Genomic DNA, 22,069 nt, shown 5'->3' with positions numbered 1-22,069 from the left:
CGCGAAGAAGGTGGTGGTGACGATGTGCATCGGCGGCGGGATGGGGGCGGCGGGGGTGTTCGAGGTGCTTTGAGCACCACGGCCCACTAGGGCTCGGATCGGAGGCGGAACGCGATGCCTTGAGCGCTGAATGCGGCACGCCGGGCATCGCCGCAGACATCGAAGCCTTGCGCCGACGCGTTGCGCACCAGCGGCGCGAGTTCGGCCGCAGCGAATTCCAGTGCGGTCACGCCCGTGCGCCCGTCCGTGGCGAAGGCGAAGCGAAGGTCGAAGCTGGCGAGGGTGACGCGGGGCAACCCACCATCGTCGCGAGACGACCGCGCATGGAACAGCTGCGCCCAGTGAAGGGCCACGCGCTCGGGCGCGCGCACGGCCAGCTCCAAGCCGCAGAGGCGGTCCGCGCCACCAGCGGCTGCAGCACGGCCATCCCCGGCCGAAACCACCGGAGCCGACTGCTCGCGCAGGTCGACCGTGCAGGCGCCGGTGTCCATCGCGTCGAGGCGAAGGCGTGCGGTGCAGCCCAGCGCCGAACCGTCGAGCGCCTCGATGCCGAGGCGCCGCAGGTGCGTGCGCTGGGTGCCGAGGTCGTCGCAGCCCAGGTCCAGGGTGTCGCCCGGCGCGGCGCGCACTTCGAGCCATTGGTCGTCGAGCAGGAAGCGCCCGCACGGCGAGTCCGCGGCTGCGCGCGGCGGCAAAGGCGCGATGCCCAGGACCTTGTCGAAGACAGAGGCCACGGCCGCGGCATCGGCCGCCGCGAAGCGCAAGCCGCGAAAGCGGGGCGGATGCAGCACTGGCGGCATCTCGCGATCAGCGGCCCTGCGCGGCGCGCTGCCAGCCGAGCTCGGCCAGTTGCCGCGCCTGGCGGCCGGCGTCGAGCGCGTGCGCATTCGAAGCGTTCCCCGCCAGCGCGCGGCCCATGATGCCTTGCGCAATGGCGGCGGCGCGGAACAGGTTGAAGGCGGTGTAGAAGCGCCACGTCGCCGGCGCCACCGGCGGGAGCTTCCGGCGCTCGCAGTAGCGTGCCACGTAGCGCTGTTCGGAAGGCAGCCCCAGTGCCTCCAGCTGGTTGGCAGAGAGGTCGCCGAGCCCGCGGAACGGCGGCGGCAGTTGCCAGGCCATGCAGTGGTAGGCGAAGTCCGCCATCGGGTCGCCCAGCGTCGAGAGCTCCCAGTCGAGCACGGCGATGATGCGCGGTGCGTCGTGCGCGAACACCAGGTTGTCGAGGCGGAAGTCGCCATGCACGATGCGCGTCGCAGTCTCTTGCGGCACGTGCTGCGGGAGCCATTCGATGAGCTTCTCGACCGCCTCGATGCGCTCGGTCTCGCTGGCTCGGTACTGGCGGCTCCAGCGCGCGATCTGGCGCTCGATGTAGTTGCCGGTCCGCCCGTAGTCACCGAGGCCCACCGCGTGGACGTCGACCTCGTGCAGCGCGGCCATCACCCTGTTCATCTCGTCGCAGATCCGGCCGCGCTCGTTCGCGCTCGCGCCGGGCAGGCGAGGGTCCCACAGGATGCGGCCATCCATGTAGTCCATCACGTAGAACGCGGTGCCGATGACCGCGTCGTCCTCGCACAGCGCATGCACGCGCGGGACCGGCACGTCGGTGTCGGCGAGCGCCTTCATCACCCGGAACTCGCGGTCGACGGCGTGGGCCGAGGGCAGCAGCGTGCCGGTCGGCTTGCGGCGCACGACATAGCGGCTGCCGCCGGTCTCGACCAGGAAGGTCGGGTTCGACTGGCCGCCCTTGAACTGCGAGACACGGAAGCCCGCGCCTGCGCGCTCGTCGACGTGCGAGGCGAACCAGCGTTGCAGGGACGCTTCGTCGAAGCGGTGGCGCTCGTGGACCTCCGTCGTGCCGCTGAACACCTCGCTCATGGGGTCGAAAGTCCGCGTGGCCGCCGGCGGATCGAAGGGATCATCGGGCTTGTCTCCTCGGTGAATGCGTGTGAAGGCCGTCTCGCGGCATGATGGTGCGCGTTCTCGGGAGACAGCCTAAGGGCGCGCCCCCCCGGAAGGCCAATGAATGCTTGGAATAGACCTGGATACAGCGAATGCATATCTCGAGAGTCGACCTCAACCTGCTCGTGGTGCTGGACACCATCTACACGGAAGGCGGCATCACCAAGGCGGCCGAGAAGCTGCACCTGACGCAGCCGGCCATCAGCCATGCGCTGGCGCGCCTGCGTGACCTGTTCAACGATCCGCTGTTCGAGCGGCAGGGTCACAGGATGGTGCCGACGCCGCTGACCAAGCGGCTGATCGACCCGCTGCGCGGATCGCTGCAGTCGATCGGCTCGCTGCTGAACGACACGCAGAGCTTCGAGCCCGCCGTCGCGAGGAAGCGCTTCGTGATCGGGTTGCGCGACTTCATGGAGTCGACGGTGATGTCGCCGCTGATGCGCGCGCTGGCGATCGAGGCGCCGGAGGTCGAGGTCTCGAGCGTGCGCGCCAACCGCCGCAGCCTCGAGAGCGAGCTCGCGGCCGGCACGCTCGATCTTGCGGTGGACGTGCTGCTTCCGTTGTCGGACGCGGTCAAGTTCAAGCGGATCAGCGTGGACGGCATGGCCGTGGTCGCACGCAAGGGGCATCCGGCGATCGACGGATCGGTGGACCTCGACACCTACCTGGCGCAGCGCCACATTCTCGTGACCTCGCGTCGCCAGGGGCCCGGCTTCGAGGACATCGAGCTGCGGCGCATGGGCGTCCAGCGGCAGGTCGCGCTGCGATGCCAGTTCTACTTCGCGGCTTGCCGCACGGTGTCGGAGACCGACCTCGTGCTCACGATGCCCGAGAGCTACGCGCACATGGCCAACCGGCAGTTCGGCAACCAGGTGCTGGCGTTTCCGGCTCCGCACTCGTCGATGGATGCGTACATGTATTGGCATGCGAGTACGGACAACGATGCGGCCAATCGGTGGCTGCGTAACGTGCTGATGCGCTGCTGCGTGCGGTGAGTACGCGGCAGTTCGCGAAGTCGTGTTGAAGAGCATTGATACCGCCGGGGCGCGGAGGCGTGCGGTATGCCCTGTGCCGGCCGACGTCGCCGGCCGCTTCGCGGCTGCCCTGCGCTGCTCGCGTCAGGCGGGGTCTCGCTCAAACTCGCTTCGCTCAAACGGTCGCGAGCCCTGATCCGCCTGCCGCTGCGCTGCTCGGCGGCGCCTCGACGGCCGGCCCAGGGCATACCGCACGCCTCCGTGGAGAGGTCCGGCTGCCCCCACCCCAACCCTCCCCCGGAGGGGGAGGGAGCAAGGCAGGGCACTCGCAGCATTGTTTGACGCGCAGTGGTTTGGCTCCCTCCCCAATCCGGGGGCGTGCATCCAGCGACTAACCCCCACTCCACATTCACGCATGCGGGTTTCTGCCAGTACGGCTCCTCCCCCTCGACCTGTAAATTTCAATCTGTTATAACAAATAACGCGACGGAGATTGTTCCGGAGCGTCACCGCAGGAGACACCGATGTCCATGAAAAGGCGCCACTTCCTCCAGTCCACCGCAGCCGTCGGCGTGCTGGGCCTGCCCGCGGTGCGAGCCGCCCACGCCCAGGCCGGCCCGGTTCGCATCGGCGTGATGCTGCCGATGAGCGGCATCGGCGCCGAGGCCGGCGCGGCCTGGCTGGCAGGCGCGAAGGTCGCGGCGGAGCAGTGGAACGCAAAGGGCGGCGTGCTCAAGCGCCCGGTCGAGCTGGTCGTGCGCGACGACAAGTTCACCAGCGCGGGTGCGGTCGCGGCGGCGCGCGAGCTGGCCGGCAGCGGGGTCAACCTGTTGATCGGCGGTTCGCAATCGCCGATGGCGCTGGCCACCGCCCCCATCCTGCCCGAGCTCAAGGCCATGATGGTCGCGCCGTGCCCCACCGTGATGTCGCTCACGCACGAGAACTTCCAGCGCAACTTCTTCCGCCTGTCCTGGAACGCCTACATCGCCTTCGCCGGCATCGGCAACATGCTCACCGACCGCTTCAAGGAAGTGCAGAGCTGGTCGTGCATCGTGCCCGACAGCGAGAACGGCCGCGACATGGCGCGCTTCTTCGCCATCGGCGTGCAGCGCGCCGCCGCCAAGGCCGGGCGCCAGGTCAAGGTGCTCGAGCCGGTGTTCGCCAGCCTCAACAAGGCCGACTACAAGGTCGAGATCAACAGCCTGATGAACGCGCCCTCGCAGGGTCTGTTCGTCGGCCTCACCGCAGCGCCCTGCATCAGCCTGCTGCAGCAGGGCCGCGCCGTGGGCATGGACAGGAAGTTCAAGGTGATCGGCGACGCCGGCACGGAGCTGATGATCGCGAAGGCGATGCAGAAGTCCACGCCCGCCAACCTGTGGAGCATCAGCTACTGGGTGCCGGGCACCGACGCAGGCCGGCGCAACCCGCTGAGCACGCCGCTCTACGAAGGCTACGTGAAGCTCACCGGCGACAAGAACCCGCCGAGCATCGTGCAGTCCAGCCACCGCTGCGCGCTCGGGCTCTTCAACGCGATCGAGAAAGCGGGCAACACCGAGACCGACGCCGTCATCGCCGCGCTCGAGGGCCTCACCTTCGACACCGCAGTGGGCAGCTATCACGTGCGCAAGGAAGACCATCAGGGCCTGGGCACCGCGTACATCGCGAAGGTGGGCGCGCGCGATGCCGACCCGGGCTACGGCATCGTCGATGCCATTGCCTACAACGAAGCCGACGTGGCCGAGCCGCCATCGCCGGGCAAGGCGATCTCGCTGTGAGCGCGAAGGAAACGACGATGACACTCAGGCGCAGAACCCTCGTGCAAGCCGCCGGCGCGGCGACCCTGCTGGGCGCCGCCGGCACGCGGTTTTCTTCAACGGCCCGGGCGCAGGGCACGCCGATCCGCATCGGCGCGATGCTGCCGATGAGCGGCATCGGCGCCGAGGCCGGCGCAGCGTGGCTGAACGGCATCAAGGCCGCGCAGCTGCAATGGAACGCCAACGGCGGGCTGCTCGGCCGCCAGATCGAGATCGTGGTGCGCGACGACAAGTTCACCAGCGCCGGCGCGGTCAGCGCCGTGCGCGAGCTGGCGGGCGAGGGCGTCAACCTGTCGATCGGCGCCGGCCAGTCGCCGATGGCCCTGGCCATTGCGCCCATCCTGGCCGAGCTCAAGAGCGTGGTGGTGGCGCCCGCGCCGAGCGTGATGTCGGTGACGCACGAGAACTTCAGCCGCAACTTCTTCCGCCTGTCGTCCAACGCCCTGATGCTCTACGGCGGCATCGGCAACCTGATGACCAGCAAGTTCACCGACGTGGACACATGGGCCGTGATCGCGCCCGACAGCGAGAACGGCCGCGACGTTGCCCGCTACTTCAAGCACGGCGTGACCGGCGCGGCGGCCAAGGCCGGGCGCAAGGTCCAGGTGATGGAGCCGGTGTTCGCCAGCCTCAACAAGGCCGACTACAAGATCGAGATCAACAACCTGATGAACTCGGGCGCGCAGGGCCTGTTCATCGGCCTCACGGCCGCGCCCTGCGTCAGCCTGCTGCAGCAGGGCCGCGCGGTGGGCATGGACAAGAAGTTCAAGGTGATCGGCGAAGCCGGCACGGAGCTGCTGATCGCCAAGGCGATGCAGAAGTCGACGCCGCAGAACCTGTGGGGCGTCACCTTCTGGGCGCCGGAGCTGGAGCCGTTCAAGAGCCAGTTCCCGGTCAGCAAGCAGCTGAGCGAGTACATCCTCAAGGTGGCGGGCACGCCCTACGTGCCGGGCATCGTGCAGGCCTCGCACCGCTCGGCGCTGGCGATCTTCCACGCGGTGAAGAAGGCCAACTCCACGGAAACGGAGCCGGTGATCCAGGCGCTCGAGGGCCTGCAGTTCGACACGGCGGCGGGGCCGTACCGCATCCGCAAGGAAGACCACCAGGGCATCGGCTCGTTCTACTTTGCAAAGATCGGCGCACGCGACACGCCGCCAGGCTATGGCCTTGAACAGGTGATCCGCCTGGACGAAACCGAGATCGTCGAGCCGCCGTCGCCGGGCCGAAAGTACGAGGGCTGAGCGTGATCAATGAACTGATGTTCGCGGTGTTCAATGCCGCGGCGTTCGGCATGGCGATCTTCGTGGTGGCTGCCGGCCTCACGCTGATCTTCGGGCTGATGCGCCTGCTCAACATGGCGCAGGGCGGCTTCTTCATGATCGGCGCCTACACCGCCTACTCGGTGATGGGGCGCGACGTGCAGTCGCTCTGGCTGTTCCTGCTCGCCGCGCTGGTGGGTGGCATCGTGGTGGCGCTGCTGGGCCTGGTGACCGACCGGCTCGTGCTGCGCCGGCTGCGCAATGTCGACCCTCACTACGTGCTGATCGCGACCTTCGCGCTCATGATGGTCTGCTCCGGCGTGACCAAGCTGATATGGGGCGTCGACTTCTTCTCGGTCAATCCGCCGCCGGGCCTGGACCAGCCGCTCAACCCCTTCGGCATGTTCTTCTCGGCCTACCAGATCTTCGTGATCGCGGCCGGGGTGCTGGTCTACATCGTGCTGGAGGTGGCGATCCACCGCATGTGGTTCGGCAAGCTCATGCAGGCGCTCGCGGCCGACCCGTGGATGGCGGGCGTGCTGGGCCTCAACGTCTCGTTCGGCATCGCGCTGAGCGTGATGGTCAGCTTCTTCCTCGCCGGCCTCGCGGGCGGCCTGCTGTTGCCCAACCAGAGCCTGTCGACCGGGCTGGGCGATTCCTACCTGATGTATGCCTTCTTCGCCGTGATCATCGGCGGGCTCGGCAACATCCGCGGCGCCTTCATCGGCTCGCTGGTGCTGGGCCTGGTGCAGAGCCTCAACACCGTGCTCCTGCCCTCGGTGCCGGGCCTCGCCATCTACGTGGTGCTCGCCGCCTTCCTGCTGTGGAAGCCCAGCGGCCTGTTCCCTGCCGTCGGCGCACAGGCCGAGTCCGGCAGCGAGGCGCACGGCTCGGGCGCGCTGCACCGCCCGCGCATCCCGCGCGGCGTGTGGCAGGTGCTGGGCGTCGCCACGGTCGGCATGCTGGCCACCCTGCCGCTGTGGGTGAATGCAGGGCCGCTGTACGTGGTCGGGACGGTCCTGGTGCAGGTGGTCTTCGCGCTGTCGTGGAACATCCTGTTCGGCTACACCGGGCTGGTGTCCTTCGGGCACGCGGGCTTCTTCGCCATCGGCGCGTACCTCGCCGCGCTGGCGCTGCGGCACATCGCGGGCGTGCCCTTCCTCGGGGTGCTGGCGGCGGCGGCGCTGTTCGGCGCGTGCGCGGCGTGGCTGATCGGCGTGCTGGCGCTGCGGCGCATGAGCGGCGTCTTCCTCGCGGTGCTCACGGTGGCGCTGGCGGAGGCGCTGCGGCTCATCATCGGCTTTTCGACCTTCCTGGGCCGCGAGGACGGCATCACCGACATCCCGCGGCCGGTGCTCGACCTCGGCCTGCTGCGCATCGACCTCACCAGCTCGAGCGCCTACTACTGGTTCCTGCTGGTGGCGACGGTGCTGATCACCGGCTTCCTTTGGTGGCTGCTGCACAGCCGCTTCGGCCGCACGCTGCAGACGGTGCGCCAGGACGCGGAGCGGGCGGCCTTCATGGGCACGCACGTCGCGCGCTACCGGCTCGCGGCCTTCGTGATCTCGGGCGCTGTCGCGGCGGTCGCCGGCGCGCTGTACGCGCCCTGGTCGCGCATCGTCACGGTGGAGGAGGTGCACTGGCTGGCGTCGGCCCAGCCCATGCTGAACACGCTGCTGGGCGGTGTCAGCTCTTTCTGGGGACCGGTGGTGGGGGCGGGGCTGTTCGCCGCCATCACCTACGCCACGCGCACGCTGGTGGGCCTGTCGGAGCTGATCGTCGGCACCGGCTTGCTCGCCATCATCCTGCTGGCGCCCAACGGCGCGGTCGGGCTCTGGCGCAGCGTGGAGGAGCGGCTGTGGGGCCGGCGCGCGGGCGTGCCTGCCGGCGAAGCGGGCAGCGGGGCGGCGGCCGGCGAAGCGCGTCTTCCCACTGTCGGCAAGCTCGAGGCAGGAGGCGTGCGATGAACGACGAACTGCTGCGCGTGGACGGCGTGCGCAAGAACTACGGCCCCATCGAGGTGCTGCACGGCGTGAGCCTGTCGGCGGCGCGCGGGGAGGTCTTCGCCATCATCGGGCCCAACGGCGCAGGCAAGACCACCATGTTCAAGGTCATGACCGGCGAGGTGCCCTGCGACGGCGGCACCATCCGCTTCGAGGGCAAGGACGTGACCCGGCTGCCGGCGCACGAGCGCGTGCGCCAGGGCTTCGGCCGCACCTTCCAGGTGGCGCGCGTGTTCCACGACTTCACCGTGCTCGACAACGTGATCGCCGCCGTCGAGGCGCGCCGCCAGTACCGGCGCGAGCCGCTGGGTGCGCGCTGGCGCTGCGCCCCGTCGGCGGACGTGCGGGCCGAAGCCATGGCGCTGCTGGAGGACGTCAAGCTCCATGCGCTGGCGCAGGAGGCGGCGCGCTTTCTCTCGCACGGCGACAAGAAGCGGCTCGAGTTCGTGATCGCGCTGGCCGGCAGGCCGACCATCCTGATGCTCGACGAGCCGACCGCCGGCATGTCGCCCAGCGACCGGGCCGAGATCGCGCAGCTGGTCGCGCGCACGCAGAAGGAGCGCGGCATCACGGTCGTCATGACCGAGCACGACATGGACGTGGTGTTCGGCCTGGCGGATCGGATCATGGTGATGAACTACGGCGAGGTGGTGTCGACCGGCACCGTCGGGCAGGTGCGCAGCGATCCGAAAGTGCGCGAGGTCTACCTCGGCAAGGAGATGGTCGGTGCTTGAAGTCCGCGAACTCGACGCCTTCTATGGCGACAGCCACATCCTGCATGGTGCGCAGGTGTCGGTGAAGGCCGGCCAGCGCGTCGCGCTGCTCGGGCGCAACGGCGCCGGCAAGTCGACCCTGCTCAAGAGCGTGATGAACGCCGGGCCGCGCGTGCGCGGCATCCTGCGCTTCGATGGCCGCGACCTGCATGGCGTGCCGACGCACCAGCGCACCCGCATGGGCCTGTCGCTGGTGCCGGAGGACCGCCGCATCTTCACGCACCTCACGGTCGCGGAGAACATCGCCATCGCACGCTACGGCGCCTCGGCCGATCGGCCGGCGATTCCGGTCGGGGACATCATCGCCCGGTTCCCGATGCTGGCGCCGCTGCAGCAGCGCTACGGAGGCCAGCTCAGCGGCGGCCAGCAGCAGCTGCTGGCCGTGGCGCGCGCCATGGCCGCCAACCCGAGGCTGCTGCTGCTCGACGAGCCCACGGAAGGATTGGCGCCGATCATCGTCGAGGAGATGGCGCGCGATGTCGTGCGCACCTGCACCGAGGGCAACGTGGCGCTGCTGCTGTGCGAGCAGAACATCTGGTTCGCGCGCCGCTGCACCCAGTACGTCTACGTGATCGACACCGGCCGCGTGGTCTTCGAGGGCGACTGGGACCACTTCGACCGCCATCCCGAGGTCCAGCAGCGCTACCTCGCGCTCTGAGCCCGACCGGACTTTCCAAGCAACCTTCCAGACTTCCCATGGATCTCCAGTACACCCCCGAACAGAACCAGCTGCGCGAAAGCGTGGAGCGCTTCGTGCGCGAGGAATACGACTTCGCGCACCGCCGCAAGCTGGTCGCGAGCGAGCTCGGCCACGACGAGAACTGCTGGCGCAGCTATGCCGAGTTCGGCTGGCTGGCCGTGCCCTTCAGCGAAGAGGACGGCGGCATCGGCGGCGACGCGACCGACACCGGCATCGTGATGGAAGGCATCGGCCGCGGCCTGCTGCTGGAGCCCTACCTGGCCAACGTCGTGCTCGCCGGCGGCGTGCTGGCCGGGCTCGGCGGCACCGATCAGAAGGCCCGCTGGCTGCAGCCGATGATGGCCGGCGCGCACAAGCTGGCGCTGGCCTATGCCGAACCCGAGTCTCGCTACGAAATCGCGCATTGCGCCACCACCGCGCGGCGCGAGGGCCGGGGCTATCGCATCGACGGGCGCAAGTCCCTGGTGCACGGCGGCGCTGCGGCCGACCACTACGTCGTGATCGCCCGGAGCTCGGGCCAGGCCTCGGACCGCGCCGGGCTCACCGCGCTCGTCGTCGACGCCAAGGCGCCGGGACTCGAGGTGCGCCCCTATGCCACGCACGACGGCAGCCGGGCCGCGGACCTGGTGTTCGAGGGCGTGCGTGCCGATGCATCGCAACGACTGGGCGAGGAGGGTGCTGCCCTGGCCGCGCTCGAACTCGTGATCGACCAGGCCATCGCCGCCATCGCCTCCGAAGCCGTGGGCGCCATGAGTACGCTGGTGGACATGACGCTCGACTACCTGAAGACCCGCCAGCAGTTCGGCCGCCCGATCGGTACCAACCAGGCGCTGCAGCACCGCATGGTCGACATGTACATCGCGCTGGACGAGGCGCGCTCGATGGCGCTGTACGGCGCGCTGATGCTGGGCGTGGCCGACGCGGCCGCACGCCGCAAGGCGCTCTCGGCCACCAAGATCGAGATCGACCGCGCGGCGCGGCGCGTGGGGCAGGAGGCGGTGCAGCTGCACGGCGCCATGGGCGTGACCGAGGAGCTCGCGGTGGGCCACTACTTCAAGCGCCTCTCGATGATCGGCGTCAGCTTCGGCGACAGCAGCTGGCACCTGCAGCGCTATGCGCAAGCCTGATCGAGCCGCGCGAAGGAACGGCACCGCATGAACCTCGATCTTTCCCCGCAGGAGCGGGCCTTCGAAGCGGAGGTGCGCGAGTTCATCGCGCGCGAGCTGCCGCAGGACATTCGCGAGAAGGTGCGGCTGGACCGGCACCTCGGGCGCGACGACTTCATGCGCTGGCAGCAGATCCTCGGGCGCAAGGGCTGGTTCACCGGCGCCTGGCCGCGCGAGTTCGGCGGCCATGCCTGGAGCCCCATGCAGACCATCATCTTCAACCGGGTGGCGGGCGAGATGCACTGCCCCGAGCTGCAGGTCTTCGGGCCGGCCATGGTGGGCCCCGTCATCTACACCTTCGGCACGCCCGAGCAGAAGGCCGAGCACCTGCCGGCCATCCACGATTCGTCGGTGTGGTGGTGCCAGGGGTACTCCGAGCCCGGTGCCGGCTCCGACCTGGCGGCGCTGCAGACGGCGGCCGAGGACGGCGGCGACCACTACATCGTGAACGGCCAGAAGATCTGGACCTCGTACGCGCACCATGCGGACTGGATGTTCTGCCTGGTCCGCACCGGGCGCGAAGCCAGGCGGCAGCAGGGCATTTCCTTCCTGCTGATCGACATGAAGACGCCTGGCGTGGAGGTGCAGCCCATCCGCATGATGGACGGGCGGCACTACCTCAACGCGGTGTTCTTCAACGATGCGCGCGTCCCCAAGCGCAACCTGATCGGGGAGGAAGGCCGCGGCTGGACCTACGCCAAGTTCCTGCTGGAGCACGAGCGCGTCGAGAACGCCAACCTGCGCTTCATCACGCAGGAGCTGCAGAAGCTGCGCCGGGTTGCGGCGGAGGTGCGCAGCGACGGCCGGCGGCTGGCCGACGATCCTTCCTTCATGGCCGAGGTCGGCGCGGTCGAGGTGCAGTTCAAGGCACTCGAGATCGGCCTGCTGCGGATGCTGTCGGACATGGATGCAGGCGCGCCGGCGGGGCCGGGCAAGTCGTCCTTCATCAAGATCCGCGGCACCGAGATCGCGCAGCGCATCACCGAGCTGCTGGTGCAGGCCAGCGGACCCGATGGCTTGCGCTACCAGCCCGGGCCGCTCTTCGGCCAGGGAGGCGACGCGCCGATCGGGCCCGCGCACGCGCTCGGGCCGGTCGCCACCTACCTGTTCTGCCGCGCCATGACCATCTATGGCGGCAGCACCGAGGTGCAGAAGAACATCATGGCCAAGCACGCACTGGGCCTGTAGAGCATGAACGACGACGACATCGACTATCTCCAGGGCGAGCAGCCCCTGCACGACTACCTGCGCGGCCACGCCCGGCGCAATCCCGACAAGGCGGCACTTCTGTGGTACGGCCGCGCCATCAGCCATGCCGAGCTCGACCGCTGGAGCGATGCCTTCGCGCAGGCGCTGCACGAGCGCGGGGTGGCGAAGGGCGACCGGGTGGCGCTCTTCATGCAGAACTGCCCGCAGTACCTGATCGCGCACTTCGGCATCCAGAAGATCGGTGCCATCGTGAGTCCCTGCAGCCCGATGTTCAAGGCCCACGAGTTCGCCTACCAGGTCGGCGACCTCGGCGCCAAGGCGATCGTGGCGGCCGACCACCTGGTGCCGATCGTCCGGTCGGTCGCCGACCGGGTGCGCGTGCCGCATGTGTTCAGCGTGCGCTACGCCGACTTTTTGCCGACGACACCGAGCATTCGCGTGCCCGAAGAGGTGGCGGCGCGCGCACCGCTGCCCGAAGGCACGCTGGACTTCCACGCGATCGTGACGCGCGCCGGCGAGGTGAGCGCGCCGGCGGTGCAACTGTCGATGGACGACGTATCGCTGATGACCTACACCTCCGGCACCACCGGCATGCCGAAGGGGGCCATGCTCAGCTACCGCAATGCGCTGTACAAGACGGCGGTCGGGCAGGACATGTTCCGCATCCGCGCCGACGACGTGATGCTGGCCGTCGCGCCGCTCTATCACATCGCCGGGATGATCTGCGGCGTCACCATGCTCGCCTACACCGGTGCGACGGTGGTGCTGCTCAACCGGATGGACCCGCTGGCCGTGCTCCAGGCCATCGAGCGGCACCGCGTGAGCTGGTGGTACGCGATGGCGCCGATGCTGGTGTCGGCCATGAACGAGCCGGGCGCCGGGCGCTTCGACCTGTCGTCGCTGCACACCACCATGGCCACCAGCTTCGGCATCAAGCTCACCGAGGAGCTGGCCCGCCGCTGGAGCGCCTTTGCCAACGACTGCCTGGTGTACGAGGCGGGCTACGGGCTGTCTGAGACCCACACCAACGACGTGCTCATGCCGCGCGATGCCGTGCGCTGGGGCACCAACGGCGTTCCGGGCCGCGGGGTGGAGCTGAAGATCCTCGGCCCCGAAGGCCGCGCGCTTCCGCCGGGCGAGAGCGGCGAGATCGCGGTGCGCAGCCGCGGCGTGTTCCACGGGTACTGGAACCGGCCCGACGCGACGGCCGAAGTGCTGCGCGATGGATGGGTCCACACCGGGGACATCGGCAAGATGGACGACCAGGGCTACCTCACCTTCATCGGCCGCGTGAAGGAGATGATCAAGGTGTCGGGCTACAGCGTCTTTCCCGAGGAGGTCGAGTCCATCCTGATCCTGCATCCCGGCGTGCGGCAGGTCGCGGTGATCGGCGTGCCCGATGCCGACAAGGGCGAGGTGATCAAGGCCTTCGTCGTGCCGCAAGCCAGGGGCCTGGATGCGGAGGAACTGCTGCGCTGGGCGCGCGACAACATGTCCCACTACAAGGTGCCGCGCCAGCTGGAGTTCCGCGAATCCCTGCCGGCAAGCGGCACAGGGAAGGTGCTGCGGCGCTTGCTGAAAGAGGCGGTCCGCTGAAGAGGCGCCCGCGCCGGCTCACGACCGCCAGGTACTCGAGAATTTGGACTTGAACGACCACCCGAGATTGAGCCCCGCCGCCGCCACCAGGATCGCCGCTGCGCCGGCCAACTGCACCGGCTGCAGCCGATGGTCGAAGGCCACCATGTCCACGCCGATCGCCACGATCGGGTAGACGAAGGAGAGGGCGCCCACGGCGTGCGTCGGCAGCTTCTGGATCGCGCCGTAGAGCAGCACGAACACCAACCCGGTGTAGATCACGCCCATCACCGCGAAGCTCCCCCAGGCGCCCGCGTCGGTGGGCAATGCCGAGAGGTTGGCAAAGGGGCCGATCATCACGATGCCCACGCACACTTGGGCCAGCGCGATCATGTGCGGGGGCGTGCCGCTGAGCTTTTTCGTGATCATCGCTGCGACCGCATAGAAGAAGGCTGCACCCAGCGCCATGAGCACGCCCGCGACATAGCCGGCTGCGGTGTAGCTCGCGCCGGGCGTGGCCTGGACGATCAGCACGACGCCGGCGAAGGCAATCCCCAGCCATCCGAGCTGGGTGGTCGTGACGCGTTCGGAAAACAGCAGCGCGCCGAGCGCGACCATCATGAAGGGCTGGGTGTTGTAGACCGCGGTCGCGATCGCGATCGACGCGCGCGAGAACGAGGCAAAGATCAGCAGCCAGTTGAGCACGATGGCGACCCCGCCCAGCGCCGCCCAGCCGAGCAGGCGAATCGAGAGCTTGCCGCGCAGCATGCCCAGCGCAGCGCAGACGGCCAGCAGCGTGGCCGCGCCGAATGCGCAGCGCCAGAACAGCAGGTCGATGACGGGCTGCCCGGAACGCACGACGAACCACCCGATCGTCCCCGAAATCACCATGGCGGCGGTCATCTCGAGCGTGCCGCGGGTCTTTTGCTTCATCGAGTGGGGATCTCTAGGGTGCGTTCGAGGTATGGGCCGGAGAGGGCCGGTCGTGCATTTTGAGGGAATCGCGTGCGCGATGGTGACACCCCCGGCGTGCTTCACGGGCACCCCGCGCGGCCGGGTGGCGGGATTGGTGATTCCCCTCAAAAGAGTGGACGCACACAGGAGAACTAAGGAACTACACTGATCCGATGTCCACTTGGCTGACCTCGGCTCTTCAGAGCGAGCGTTGGGCGGTGGGCGACCAGACATGGTCGCGCAATCCGACAACGGGCGTCTTCGAGCTGGCCGACTACAAAGGATGGGGTGCGCCTGCGCCGGCGTGCGACCCTCTCGACCTGGCGCCCCTGGTCGGCGCGCGCGTGAGCGTCGACGGGGCGGATCGGGGAGGCAACGTCGTCGCGCTCTATCCCGGCGCCTTCAAGTTCTCTCCCGTGACAGGCAAGGCGCTGCCCGCGCCGTCCGCCGCGCATCGGGACACCTGGCTGCCGCCCTTCGGCGGCGACAGTTCCGCCGCGGACTCGCCGCAAGGGTTGCGCCTGACGGCGACGCCCGTCGCGCTGCGTTCGACGCTGACCGTCGAATCCCTGCCCGACCGTCAGCTGGCGGCGCCTCCGGCGGGCCGCCATCAATTCCTCGTCACCGCGTGCCAGACCTGCGATGCCCGGTTGCTCGCACTGGAGTTTTCGCGAGGGCGCATCTACCACTGGCTGCCGCACTCGGAGCGCTGGCTGGAGCTCCGTCCGGCCGGCGTCCGGGTGCTCGGCAAAAGCAGCCTCGGCGAGCAGGGGTGGGGCACGGCGGTGCACGATCCGCAAGGTGTCAGCAGGATCTTCATGCCGACCGACGACGGCCTGGCCATCGTCGCCATCAACCTGATCGCCGGCACCTTCGAGTCGCAAGTCGTCGGCACACGCTGCCTGGGCGCACCTGTCCTGTGGCAGGGCAAGGTGTACGTGCCCATGCTCGAAGAAGACGGCAAGCTCGGCGTCCATGCCCTGGATCCGGCAGGCACTGCGCTTCGCCGCGTCGAGGCACCGGTGCTCGATGCCGCGTCGGTGGCATGGGCCCGCCCGCTGGCTGATCGCCGGCAGATCGTCTGGATGTCGACGGCAGGCCAGCTGGTCGTCAAGCCTGGCGGCGGCGATGCGCTCGAAGCATCCCTGCTGCCCTGGCCGCCCGGCATCGTGCCGAGCTTCGAGCTGGGCAGTCCCTACCTGTCCCGCAGCGGCCACCTCTGGCAGCAGTGCACGCTGCAGGACGAAGAGGGACAGCGCTTCGCCTTCATTCAACTGGGGCTCGACAACCCGGAGATCAGGCCGGCCAGTTCGCCTCGGCTCAGCACCGGCGCCGCGTGCTTCCAGCGCGATGCACGCCTGCGGATCGCGCCTTGGTTCGATGCCGACGACTGCATGGATTCCGACCCCGGCGAAGTGATCATCCCCTTGCTGGAATCCACCTCGGCATCGACCGTGCTGTGCGCGCGGGTGGCGAGCACCGCGCCGGTCGACAGCCTCTTCGCGTCGAACGAAACGCACACCGCCACGTTCGAGCTGCATGGCGAGCACAACGTGCAGTTCTGGGTCGCCCGCCTGCCGCGGCCGTGGGCGACGCAGCCCTTCGTCTATTCGGGCCACCTGTATCTCCATCACCCGGACAAGCGTCGATTGCCGGGCTGGCGGATCGACCCATGAGCCGCGCGGCCGCTCCGAAGGCGAATAGCACCGCAGCCGAAGGCGAAGGTACTCCAATGAACGGTCCTTGACCTTTCTCGACCATGGCGAACCTGGCGGAACTGGACCTGGCGTTTTCGCAGCCGTGCAAGCGCTGCGCGCAGCTGCTGCATGGGCGCGTCAAGTTCTGTCCGTACTGCGGCGGCGAGAACGATGCGCCCCGGTGGCGCGACGAGGCGGCGAACACGCCTTTCAGGCCTGGGCGCGCGGCGCCTGATTCAGCCGAGCCGGTGGCTCCGCCGGCGGACGAGCCGCCCATCGTGCCGCGCGACGAAGTGCGGGAGGCAACCGATCGTCCCCTCGTTCTCGAGGTGCGCAACGAGGCCCGGGGGGAGGTGGATCTCGACATCGCCCATATCGTCCCCGCTGCGTTCGAGTGGCCCGAGGAACTGCCGGTCGGGAGCACGACGCCGGAGCCGCGAGCGCCGGCACCGCGCCGCGGTGCGGTTCTGAAGTACACCGCGATCGGCGTGGCGATGGCCGTGTCCGTGCTCGTCCTGGTCCTCGGCTACTTCCGTTCCAACGAGGAGGGCGAGGCGGGAAGGCCGCATGCGCCCACGGCGCAGCGAACGCAGGCCCGGATAGCGCCGACCGCCAGGGAAGAAGATGCGTCGCCCGCACTGGCGCCGCAGGCCGCGGAAGCACCGCTCGCTACGGCCCCTGCGCCAGTCGCGGCGGTCGCCGCCTCACCCGCACCGGCCCTGGCACCGGCACCGCCGATGGCCACGCCGCAGTCCGAGAAGACCGGGTGCAGCGAAGCACTCGCAGCGCTGGCCCTGTGCCCCGATACCGGGGGCGCCCGATGACGGGCGAGAGCGGCGCGATGCAGCAGCCGTGCCCCGCGCCGCGACACCACGAAGAATCCTCAAAGGAGCCAGCATGCCCATCCGATCACTGCTCACGGGACTCATGTGGATCGCCCTCCTGCCCGCGGCCCTCGCGGCGCCGCCCAGGGCCGAGTACAAGATCGTCACCGCGTCGAAGAGCGGCACCTACATCCAGATCGGCCGCGACCTCGCCAAGTGGGTGGCCGAGCCCATCGGCATGAATCTCGAGGTGCTGGAGTCGAAGGGCTCTGCGGAGAACGTGCATCGCATGCGTTTCGAGCAAGGGGTCAAGCTGGCGCTCGTGCAGTCCGACGTGTACCAGGCCTTCCTGGACGAGGCCAAGGCGGGCAGCGCCGACGCGGGCAACATCATCCGGCCGCTGCGGCTCATCATGCCGCTCTACGACGAGGAGATCTACTTCGTCGTCCGCGCCGACTCGCCGCTGAACTACATCCACGAGATCAGGAACAGGAAGATCAGCGTCGGCGCGCTCGGCAGCGGCACCGCGCTCACTTCGAGAACGCTCTACCAGCTGATGTTCGGGGAGCCGATCCCCGCGGCCAGCACGGAGTACCTGAGCAACGAGGAGGCGCTCGCCAAACTGACCGTCGACAAGTCGATCGACGTCGCCATCATCGTGGCCGGGCAGCCCGCCAAGCTGTTCACCGACATGAAGCCCGAGGCGCGCAACTTCATCAAGATCCTGAAGCTGGACGAGAAGGTGCCCGAGACCGCGCGCGCGAGGAAGACCTACTTTCCCGCGACCATCCGCGCGGCGAGCTATGCCAGCTGGCTCGAGGCCGACATTCCCACGCTGACCGTCAAGGCCTACCTGGTCACCTACGACTACGGCCTGCAGTCGACCGTCGGCAACCTGGGCCGCTTCGCCGAATCGCTCTGCACCAATTTCGACAAGCTACAGGCGAATGGGCATCCCAAGTGGAAGCAGGTGAAGCTGGAACTGCCCGCGCTGGGCCAGGGCTGGCGCTATTACCCGCCCATGGAGAAGCGGCTGCGCGCCTGCATTTCGACGCAGACGGGCTCGAGGACAGGGGCCTTCGGCAAGGCGACCTCCCAGTCCCCGCCCCAACGCCCCTGCACGGAGCAGGAACTGGTGCTGGGCATCTGCAACAGATGAGTCAGGAGGGCGCGACGATTTACCACGCGGCCGCATCACCCTGCAGCGCGCGCCGAGCCAGCAGAAAGGTCGCCGCATTCCAGCTCTGGCCCGCCATCCCCCTCGGCGCCAGCGTCCGGCCGTGAAACCACTCGGTAAAGCGCCACTCGTCGAGTGCGTTCACTTGCGCCACCCGCGCGAGCTCGGACCAGGCCGGCTGGTGCAGCCCCAGGCGCGCCAGCATCATCACCCAGAAGCCGCCGACGAAAGGCCAGATGCCGCCGTTGTGGTACTGGTGCACGAGGTTCTGCTGGTGGCGCCCCATGTAGAGCCGCCACAGCGCGTGCTGGGGCGTCAGCGGATGCAGCACCACGCGCACCGGATACGGCACGCTGGCATTCGCCGCGGTGAGGGTCTCGACGACGCGGTAGGCCATGGCGGTATCCGCCAGTCCGCTCTGGATCGCCAGGATGTTGCCGAACACGTCGCCTTCGTGGCCGACCACCGAGAGATTGACGAAGCTCAGGTAGAGGCTCGGGTCGCGCCGGCCGCGGCGCGCGTAGTGCCGCAGCAGCCGCGCGCGGTGGTACTTGGGCAGCTCGGCCTGGAAGGGATTGAACAGGTGGTTGAAGTGATAGTGCGTCGCCTCGGCGTGGTCCAGCGCGTAGCGGCGCTTGACCTCGTACCAGAGCGTGTTGGTGTAGAGCACGTAGCCCGAGCGCGGCATGATGTCGGCCCAGTCGCTGGCCTCGTTCTGCTGCAGCAGCCGGAAGTGCTGGTGCTCCTGCGCCAGCAGCCAGCCGATCGCGCGGTCCACCTCGCCGCTCCAGTGCGAGGGGCCGACGCGGCCATGGCGGCGCACGTGGTCCACCGCGATCAGCCACCACAAGGTGGCGTCGATGCAGCCCAGGTACCAGAAGTCGGCATCGCGGCCTTCGGGGTCCACGTACTTGGGGATCTGCCCGTTGGCCGCCTGCTGTGCCGCCAGCGCATCGAGGCTGTTGACCGCCCCCTGCTCCAGCGCCGGCACGCCGCTGCCGCACATTGCCATCACGCAGATGGCGGCGTCGCGCCCGAAGATCCGCGTGTAGCGCCGCGCCTCGGCGGCGTCGGTCCGGCTGGCAGCGAGGATGCCGTGCGGGGTCAGGTTGCGCTCGAGGAGGTCGAGTGAAGCCTGGGCGCAGGTGTCGATCAGCGCACGGGCGGGAGCTTCGAGATGATGGGTCATGGGTTCGGTAGTCGCCGGAGAGTCTGCCAGCGGCAATTCTCGCGGCTCGCGCGTTGGTGCGAGGCTGCGTGGCTAAGATGTCCGCCGACCGGGTCCGGAGGCCCGAAGGCGAAAGGACGCCCCTGAACATGAGTGCCGACGACCCCATTCGACAGAGCCGCAGGCGTTCGGCCTGGGAACGCGCCCGCTCCCCCTCCCGCGCACGGGCACGCGCGCGGGCGCGCAGGAGGGGATTGATGGCGTTCTTCGCCGCCATGGCGGCCGTCATGGTGGTCGTGGGCGCGGGGCTGTATCACCTCGTGACCTCCGAGCGCGAACCGTCTGCCGCGTTGGCCGCAGCGCCGCCGCAGGCAAGCCGCAAGCCGGTGGAGCGAACGGCCGCGCTCCCGCCCCTCAGGCTGCCGGCCGACGATGCGCCCCATGGATCTGCGATGGAGTGGTGGTACTACAGCGGCATCCTCGGCGCGGAGGCGGGCCAGCGCTACGCCGTCCACCTGGTCGTCTTCGTGGCCAACGGGCTCGTCAAGCACACCGTCATGCATGCGGCGCTGACCGACCTCCAGACCGGCAAGCGCTACGTCAGCCAGAGCCGTACCGGCGGCACACCCGCGAGGAGCGTCGCCTACGGCTACGACTTCAGGCAGGAGGGATGGCAGGTCACCGCGTCGCCGTCGTTCCACGTGCTGCAGGCCGGCTTCGACGGCGCCTCGATCGCCGTCGACCTCGGCGTTTCCGGCCCCGTCGTGGCGCATCGCGCGCCGGGCTCCGAAACGCCGGGCCTGCTCGACTTCGGCAAGAGCGGGATCAGCTACTACTATTCGCGCCCCCGGCTTCCGGCACGCGGCAGCATCGCCATCGGCGGGAAGTCGCTTCCGGTGAGCGGCGAGCTCTGGTTCGATCACCAGTGGGGCGAGTTCGATGTCCTGACGCTGGGCTGGAACTGGTTCGCCCTGCACCTGGACGATGGATCCGACCTGATGGTCTACGAACTCTTCGACACGGAGGGCCGCAAGATCATGACCGCGGGCACCCTGTCGAACGCCCAGGGCTCGCAGCCCCTCGAGCCCGGACAGGTCGAACTGGTGCCCGGCAAGACATGGACGAGCCCGAGGACCGGCATCGGCTACGTCGTCGAATGGGGCATCAAGCTGCCATCGGGCGTCCTGAACATCAAGCCCTTCTTCGCCGACAGCGAATTCGATTCGGGCGCGACGACCGCGAACGTCTATTGGGAAGGGCCCGTCAAGGTGAGCGGCAGCCGCCAGGGCCAGGGCTTCCTCGAGTTGAGCGGGTACGACCGCTTGAGCGCCCAGTCCGCGAAGAGCAGGTGATACTGCGCCGGCAGCACCCCGCCCAGGACCGCACGGGAGAAGGAAAGCTTCATGTCAACGCTCGCACTGTTCGACACCGCGGTGGCCGCCTTGCGTGCGTCCTTGGCCACGCCGTCCGGCATCGTTGCACTGTGCTCGGCCGGCGTCGCCGGCACGCTGATCATCGTGAGCTCCTTCGTCAAGACCATGATCCCCTTGCGCTGCCTGGCGATCGGGGGCAACCTGGGCTTCCTGATCTATGGCGCGCTGCATCCGTCGCTGATCCTGGTGCTGCTGCACGGCGCGCTGCTGCCGATCAACATCTTTCGCGCGGCCCAGATGGTGCGCCTCACGCGCCGGGTGCAGCTCGCGGCAGCGACGAGCGATTTTTCGGGCGTCTGGCTGCGGCCCTACATGCGCCGGCGCCGCCTGCGAAAGAATGCCGTGCTGTTCCGCAAGGGCGATTCGGCAAAGCGCCTGTATTTCCTCGCCGAGGGGCAGATCGAGTTCGTCGAGATCGGGCAGATCATGGAACCCGGCCGCCTGTTCGGCGAGATCGGCTTCTTTGCGCCCGACAAGCGGCGCACGCTGACCGCGCGCTGCGTCACGAACTGCACCGTGCTGCAGATGGACGAAATGACGTTCAAGTCGCTCTACTTCCAGAACCCGGCGTTCGGCTTCGAGGTCGTGACGCTCGTGGCGGGTCGGCTGCTGGCCGACCGGCAGCGGCTGGAAGAGCGACTCGCCGCCGGAATGCCGGCGGCCTGAGACGAGGCATTCAGCGCACGTCGCGCAAACGCACTCTGGTTTGCTCTCGAGCTGCCGGCCTGACCGCAGCCACCAGGAACTGTTCCCTGGCGACCACCAAGGGGCTGCGGTGGGCATCCGTCTCGAGCCTGTCGATGGCCCATCGGGCAATCTCCTCGGCGCTGAACCGATCGTCTGCGAGCCGGCGGAGCTCATCCGAGAAGGCGAGCAGCCAGGCCTCTTCCGGCGTGGGCGTTCGTGGGTCCCACACGGTGTCTTCGTGACGCGGCCCTGGTCGGGGTACGTCTTTCTTCGGGTCGCGCACGGCCGACGCGCGGAGGGTCGTGGTGAAGTCCCAGGCTTCTCGTTGGTCTTTGTCGAGCGCTACCGCCGGGTCCGGCCGCTCTTCCCTCTGGGTCGCAGCGATGGCGTCCAGATCAGCCGCCGTAAAGGGCCCCGCACCCTTGGCACGCGCCGTGAGCGCCACATCGAGGGCAAAGGCCCAGTGCGACGGAACCAGCGGGTCCTTGCACAGCATTCGAGAGGCAAGCTTCGCGGCCTTCGGACTCATCCGTTGGATCCACTCGTAGCAATCGTTCCAGTGCATTCCGCTGCCTCCATTATGTAGTTAATGTGTTTTCAACGGGCAATCGACGTGCCCGTGCGGCAGCCGGAACCGCAGCCAGATCCGGCGCGCTGGCAGGGACTGGCAAGCCATCGTGCGTCGGCGAAATTTGCT

Annotated in this window: 19 protein-coding genes; 14 read left to right on the top strand and 5 right to left on the bottom strand. The window is 68.7% G+C overall.

Going from position 1 to position 22,069, the window contains the following annotated elements:
- Positions 1–86: 86 nt before the first annotated feature.
- Both ACMGEZ_RS03225 and ACMGEZ_RS03220 read right to left on the bottom strand, forming a co-directional pair.
- Positions 87–791 carry a hypothetical protein gene (locus ACMGEZ_RS03225; RefSeq protein WP_436820790.1) on the bottom strand — a complete coding sequence of 235 codons (705 nt, stop codon included), beginning with the start codon at positions 789–791 and terminating at the stop codon, positions 87–89.
- Positions 792–807: 16 nt separating this feature from the next.
- Positions 808–1,875 carry a phosphotransferase gene (locus ACMGEZ_RS03220; RefSeq protein ID WP_436820789.1) on the bottom strand — a complete coding sequence of 356 codons (1,068 nt, stop codon included), beginning with the start codon at positions 1,873–1,875 and terminating at the stop codon, positions 808–810.
- 176 nt (positions 1,876–2,051) lie between these two features.
- Between ACMGEZ_RS03220 and ACMGEZ_RS03215 the strand changes: the two genes are divergently transcribed.
- The 9 genes from ACMGEZ_RS03215 to ACMGEZ_RS03175 all read left to right on the top strand — a co-directional run bounded on the left by ACMGEZ_RS03215 (position 2,052) and on the right by ACMGEZ_RS03175 (position 13,453).
- A complete protein-coding gene (locus ACMGEZ_RS03215) occupies positions 2,052–2,954 on the top strand; it encodes a LysR family transcriptional regulator (RefSeq protein ID WP_436820788.1) in 903 nt (300 codons plus the stop codon).
- Between the two features lie 503 nt (positions 2,955–3,457).
- Positions 3,458–4,708, top strand: coding sequence for an ABC transporter substrate-binding protein (locus tag ACMGEZ_RS03210; RefSeq protein WP_436820787.1), 1,251 nt, complete (start codon positions 3,458–3,460; stop codon positions 4,706–4,708).
- A gap of 17 nt (positions 4,709–4,725) precedes the next feature.
- Complete coding sequence (locus tag ACMGEZ_RS03205) at positions 4,726–5,988, top strand: ABC transporter substrate-binding protein (RefSeq protein ID WP_436820786.1); 1,263 nt, start codon at positions 4,726–4,728, stop codon at positions 5,986–5,988.
- Positions 5,989–5,990: 2 nt separating this feature from the next.
- Positions 5,991–7,973 (top strand): ABC transporter permease, encoded by a 1,983-nt coding sequence (locus ACMGEZ_RS03200; protein WP_436820785.1) that lies wholly within the window; start codon positions 5,991–5,993, stop codon positions 7,971–7,973.
- The gene (locus ACMGEZ_RS03195) at positions 7,970–8,743 is read left to right on the top strand and encodes an ABC transporter ATP-binding protein (protein ID WP_436820784.1); all 774 of its coding nucleotides are present in this window, start codon (positions 7,970–7,972) and stop codon (positions 8,741–8,743) included. Before ACMGEZ_RS03200 ends, ACMGEZ_RS03195 begins: the two co-directional genes overlap by 4 nt.
- A complete protein-coding gene (locus tag ACMGEZ_RS03190; protein WP_436820783.1) occupies positions 8,736–9,440 on the top strand; it encodes an ABC transporter ATP-binding protein in 705 nt (234 codons plus the stop codon). The genes ACMGEZ_RS03195 and ACMGEZ_RS03190 overlap by 8 nt, the downstream gene beginning before the upstream one ends.
- A gap of 38 nt (positions 9,441–9,478) precedes the next feature.
- The gene (locus ACMGEZ_RS03185) at positions 9,479–10,609 is read left to right on the top strand and encodes an acyl-CoA dehydrogenase family protein (protein WP_436820782.1); all 1,131 of its coding nucleotides are present in this window, start codon (positions 9,479–9,481) and stop codon (positions 10,607–10,609) included.
- Positions 10,610–10,636: 27 nt separating this feature from the next.
- A complete protein-coding gene (locus ACMGEZ_RS03180) occupies positions 10,637–11,836 on the top strand; it encodes an acyl-CoA dehydrogenase family protein (protein ID WP_436820781.1) in 1,200 nt (399 codons plus the stop codon).
- A gap of 3 nt (positions 11,837–11,839) precedes the next feature.
- Entirely contained in the window at positions 11,840–13,453 is a 1,614-nt protein-coding gene (locus tag ACMGEZ_RS03175) for an AMP-binding protein (protein WP_436820780.1), read from the top strand.
- A gap of 18 nt (positions 13,454–13,471) precedes the next feature.
- Here ACMGEZ_RS03175 and ACMGEZ_RS03170 read toward each other — a convergent pair whose 3' ends face one another.
- A complete protein-coding gene (locus tag ACMGEZ_RS03170; RefSeq protein ID WP_436820779.1) occupies positions 13,472–14,365 on the bottom strand; it encodes a DMT family transporter in 894 nt (297 codons plus the stop codon).
- Positions 14,366–14,559: 194 nt separating this feature from the next.
- Here ACMGEZ_RS03170 and ACMGEZ_RS03165 point away from each other — a divergent pair, with 194 nt between their 5' ends.
- From ACMGEZ_RS03165 to ACMGEZ_RS03155, 3 genes are all read left to right on the top strand, one after another.
- Positions 14,560–16,062 carry a hypothetical protein gene (locus ACMGEZ_RS03165; protein ID WP_436820778.1) on the top strand — a complete coding sequence of 501 codons (1,503 nt, stop codon included), beginning with the start codon at positions 14,560–14,562 and terminating at the stop codon, positions 16,060–16,062.
- 83 nt (positions 16,063–16,145) lie between these two features.
- Positions 16,146–16,907: a hypothetical protein gene (locus tag ACMGEZ_RS03160; protein WP_436820777.1), complete on the top strand. Its 762-nt coding sequence runs from the start codon at positions 16,146–16,148 to the stop codon at positions 16,905–16,907.
- A gap of 73 nt (positions 16,908–16,980) precedes the next feature.
- Entirely contained in the window at positions 16,981–18,066 is a 1,086-nt protein-coding gene (locus ACMGEZ_RS03155; RefSeq protein WP_436820776.1) for a TAXI family TRAP transporter solute-binding subunit, read from the top strand.
- Between the two features lie 19 nt (positions 18,067–18,085).
- Here the strand turns inward: ACMGEZ_RS03155 and ACMGEZ_RS03150 are convergent, their stop codons facing one another.
- A complete protein-coding gene (locus tag ACMGEZ_RS03150) occupies positions 18,086–19,273 on the bottom strand; it encodes a glycoside hydrolase 100 family protein (protein ID WP_436820775.1) in 1,188 nt (395 codons plus the stop codon).
- Between the two features lie 236 nt (positions 19,274–19,509).
- Between ACMGEZ_RS03150 and ACMGEZ_RS03145 the strand changes: the two genes are divergently transcribed.
- The gene (locus tag ACMGEZ_RS03145) at positions 19,510–20,604 is read left to right on the top strand and encodes a lipocalin-like domain-containing protein (RefSeq protein ID WP_436820774.1); all 1,095 of its coding nucleotides are present in this window, start codon (positions 19,510–19,512) and stop codon (positions 20,602–20,604) included.
- Positions 20,605–20,655: 51 nt separating this feature from the next.
- Positions 20,656–21,351 (top strand): Crp/Fnr family transcriptional regulator, encoded by a 696-nt coding sequence (locus tag ACMGEZ_RS03140; RefSeq protein WP_436820773.1) that lies wholly within the window; start codon positions 20,656–20,658, stop codon positions 21,349–21,351.
- 10 nt (positions 21,352–21,361) lie between these two features.
- On the opposite strand, the gene ACMGEZ_RS03135 is transcribed toward ACMGEZ_RS03140, so the two are convergent.
- Positions 21,362–21,937 carry a hypothetical protein gene (locus tag ACMGEZ_RS03135; RefSeq protein WP_436820772.1) on the bottom strand — a complete coding sequence of 192 codons (576 nt, stop codon included), beginning with the start codon at positions 21,935–21,937 and terminating at the stop codon, positions 21,362–21,364.
- Between the last annotated feature and the right edge of the window lie 132 nt (positions 21,938–22,069).

Origin of the sequence: Variovorax stachyos (assembly GCF_051400855.1) — a bacterium.
Lineage (GTDB): Bacteria > Pseudomonadota > Gammaproteobacteria > Burkholderiales > Burkholderiaceae_C > Variovorax.
Note: the sequence above shows the minus strand (reverse complement) of the source record. Positions and strands in the feature narration are given on the sequence as shown.

Excerpts from the sequence above, each read along its gene's own strand:
- ACMGEZ_RS03185 (WP_436820782.1), top strand. The coding sequence starts at position 9,479 with ATGGATCTCCAGTACACCCCCGAACAGAACCAGCTGCGCGAAAGCGTG.
- ACMGEZ_RS03145 (WP_436820774.1), top strand. The coding sequence starts at position 19,510 with ATGGCGTTCTTCGCCGCCATGGCGGCCGTCATGGTGGTCGTGGGCGCG.
- ACMGEZ_RS03220 (WP_436820789.1), bottom strand. The coding sequence starts at position 1,875 with ATGAGCGAGGTGTTCAGCGGCACGACGGAGGTCCACGAGCGCCACCGC.
- ACMGEZ_RS03215 (WP_436820788.1), top strand. The coding sequence starts at position 2,052 with ATGCATATCTCGAGAGTCGACCTCAACCTGCTCGTGGTGCTGGACACC.
- ACMGEZ_RS03150 (WP_436820775.1), bottom strand. The coding sequence starts at position 19,273 with ATGACCCATCATCTCGAAGCTCCCGCCCGTGCGCTGATCGACACCTGC.
- ACMGEZ_RS03170 (WP_436820779.1), bottom strand. The coding sequence starts at position 14,365 with ATGAAGCAAAAGACCCGCGGCACGCTCGAGATGACCGCCGCCATGGTG.
- ACMGEZ_RS03175 (WP_436820780.1), top strand. The coding sequence starts at position 11,840 with ATGAACGACGACGACATCGACTATCTCCAGGGCGAGCAGCCCCTGCAC.
- ACMGEZ_RS03195 (WP_436820784.1), top strand. The coding sequence starts at position 7,970 with ATGAACGACGAACTGCTGCGCGTGGACGGCGTGCGCAAGAACTACGGC.
- ACMGEZ_RS03135 (WP_436820772.1), bottom strand. The coding sequence starts at position 21,937 with ATGCACTGGAACGATTGCTACGAGTGGATCCAACGGATGAGTCCGAAG.
- ACMGEZ_RS03210 (WP_436820787.1), top strand. The coding sequence starts at position 3,458 with ATGTCCATGAAAAGGCGCCACTTCCTCCAGTCCACCGCAGCCGTCGGC.
- ACMGEZ_RS03180 (WP_436820781.1), top strand. The coding sequence starts at position 10,637 with ATGAACCTCGATCTTTCCCCGCAGGAGCGGGCCTTCGAAGCGGAGGTG.
- ACMGEZ_RS03140 (WP_436820773.1), top strand. The coding sequence starts at position 20,656 with ATGTCAACGCTCGCACTGTTCGACACCGCGGTGGCCGCCTTGCGTGCG.
- ACMGEZ_RS03165 (WP_436820778.1), top strand. The coding sequence starts at position 14,560 with ATGTCCACTTGGCTGACCTCGGCTCTTCAGAGCGAGCGTTGGGCGGTG.
- ACMGEZ_RS03160 (WP_436820777.1), top strand. The coding sequence starts at position 16,146 with ATGGCGAACCTGGCGGAACTGGACCTGGCGTTTTCGCAGCCGTGCAAG.
- ACMGEZ_RS03155 (WP_436820776.1), top strand. The coding sequence starts at position 16,981 with ATGCCCATCCGATCACTGCTCACGGGACTCATGTGGATCGCCCTCCTG.
- ACMGEZ_RS03205 (WP_436820786.1), top strand. The coding sequence starts at position 4,726 with ATGACACTCAGGCGCAGAACCCTCGTGCAAGCCGCCGGCGCGGCGACC.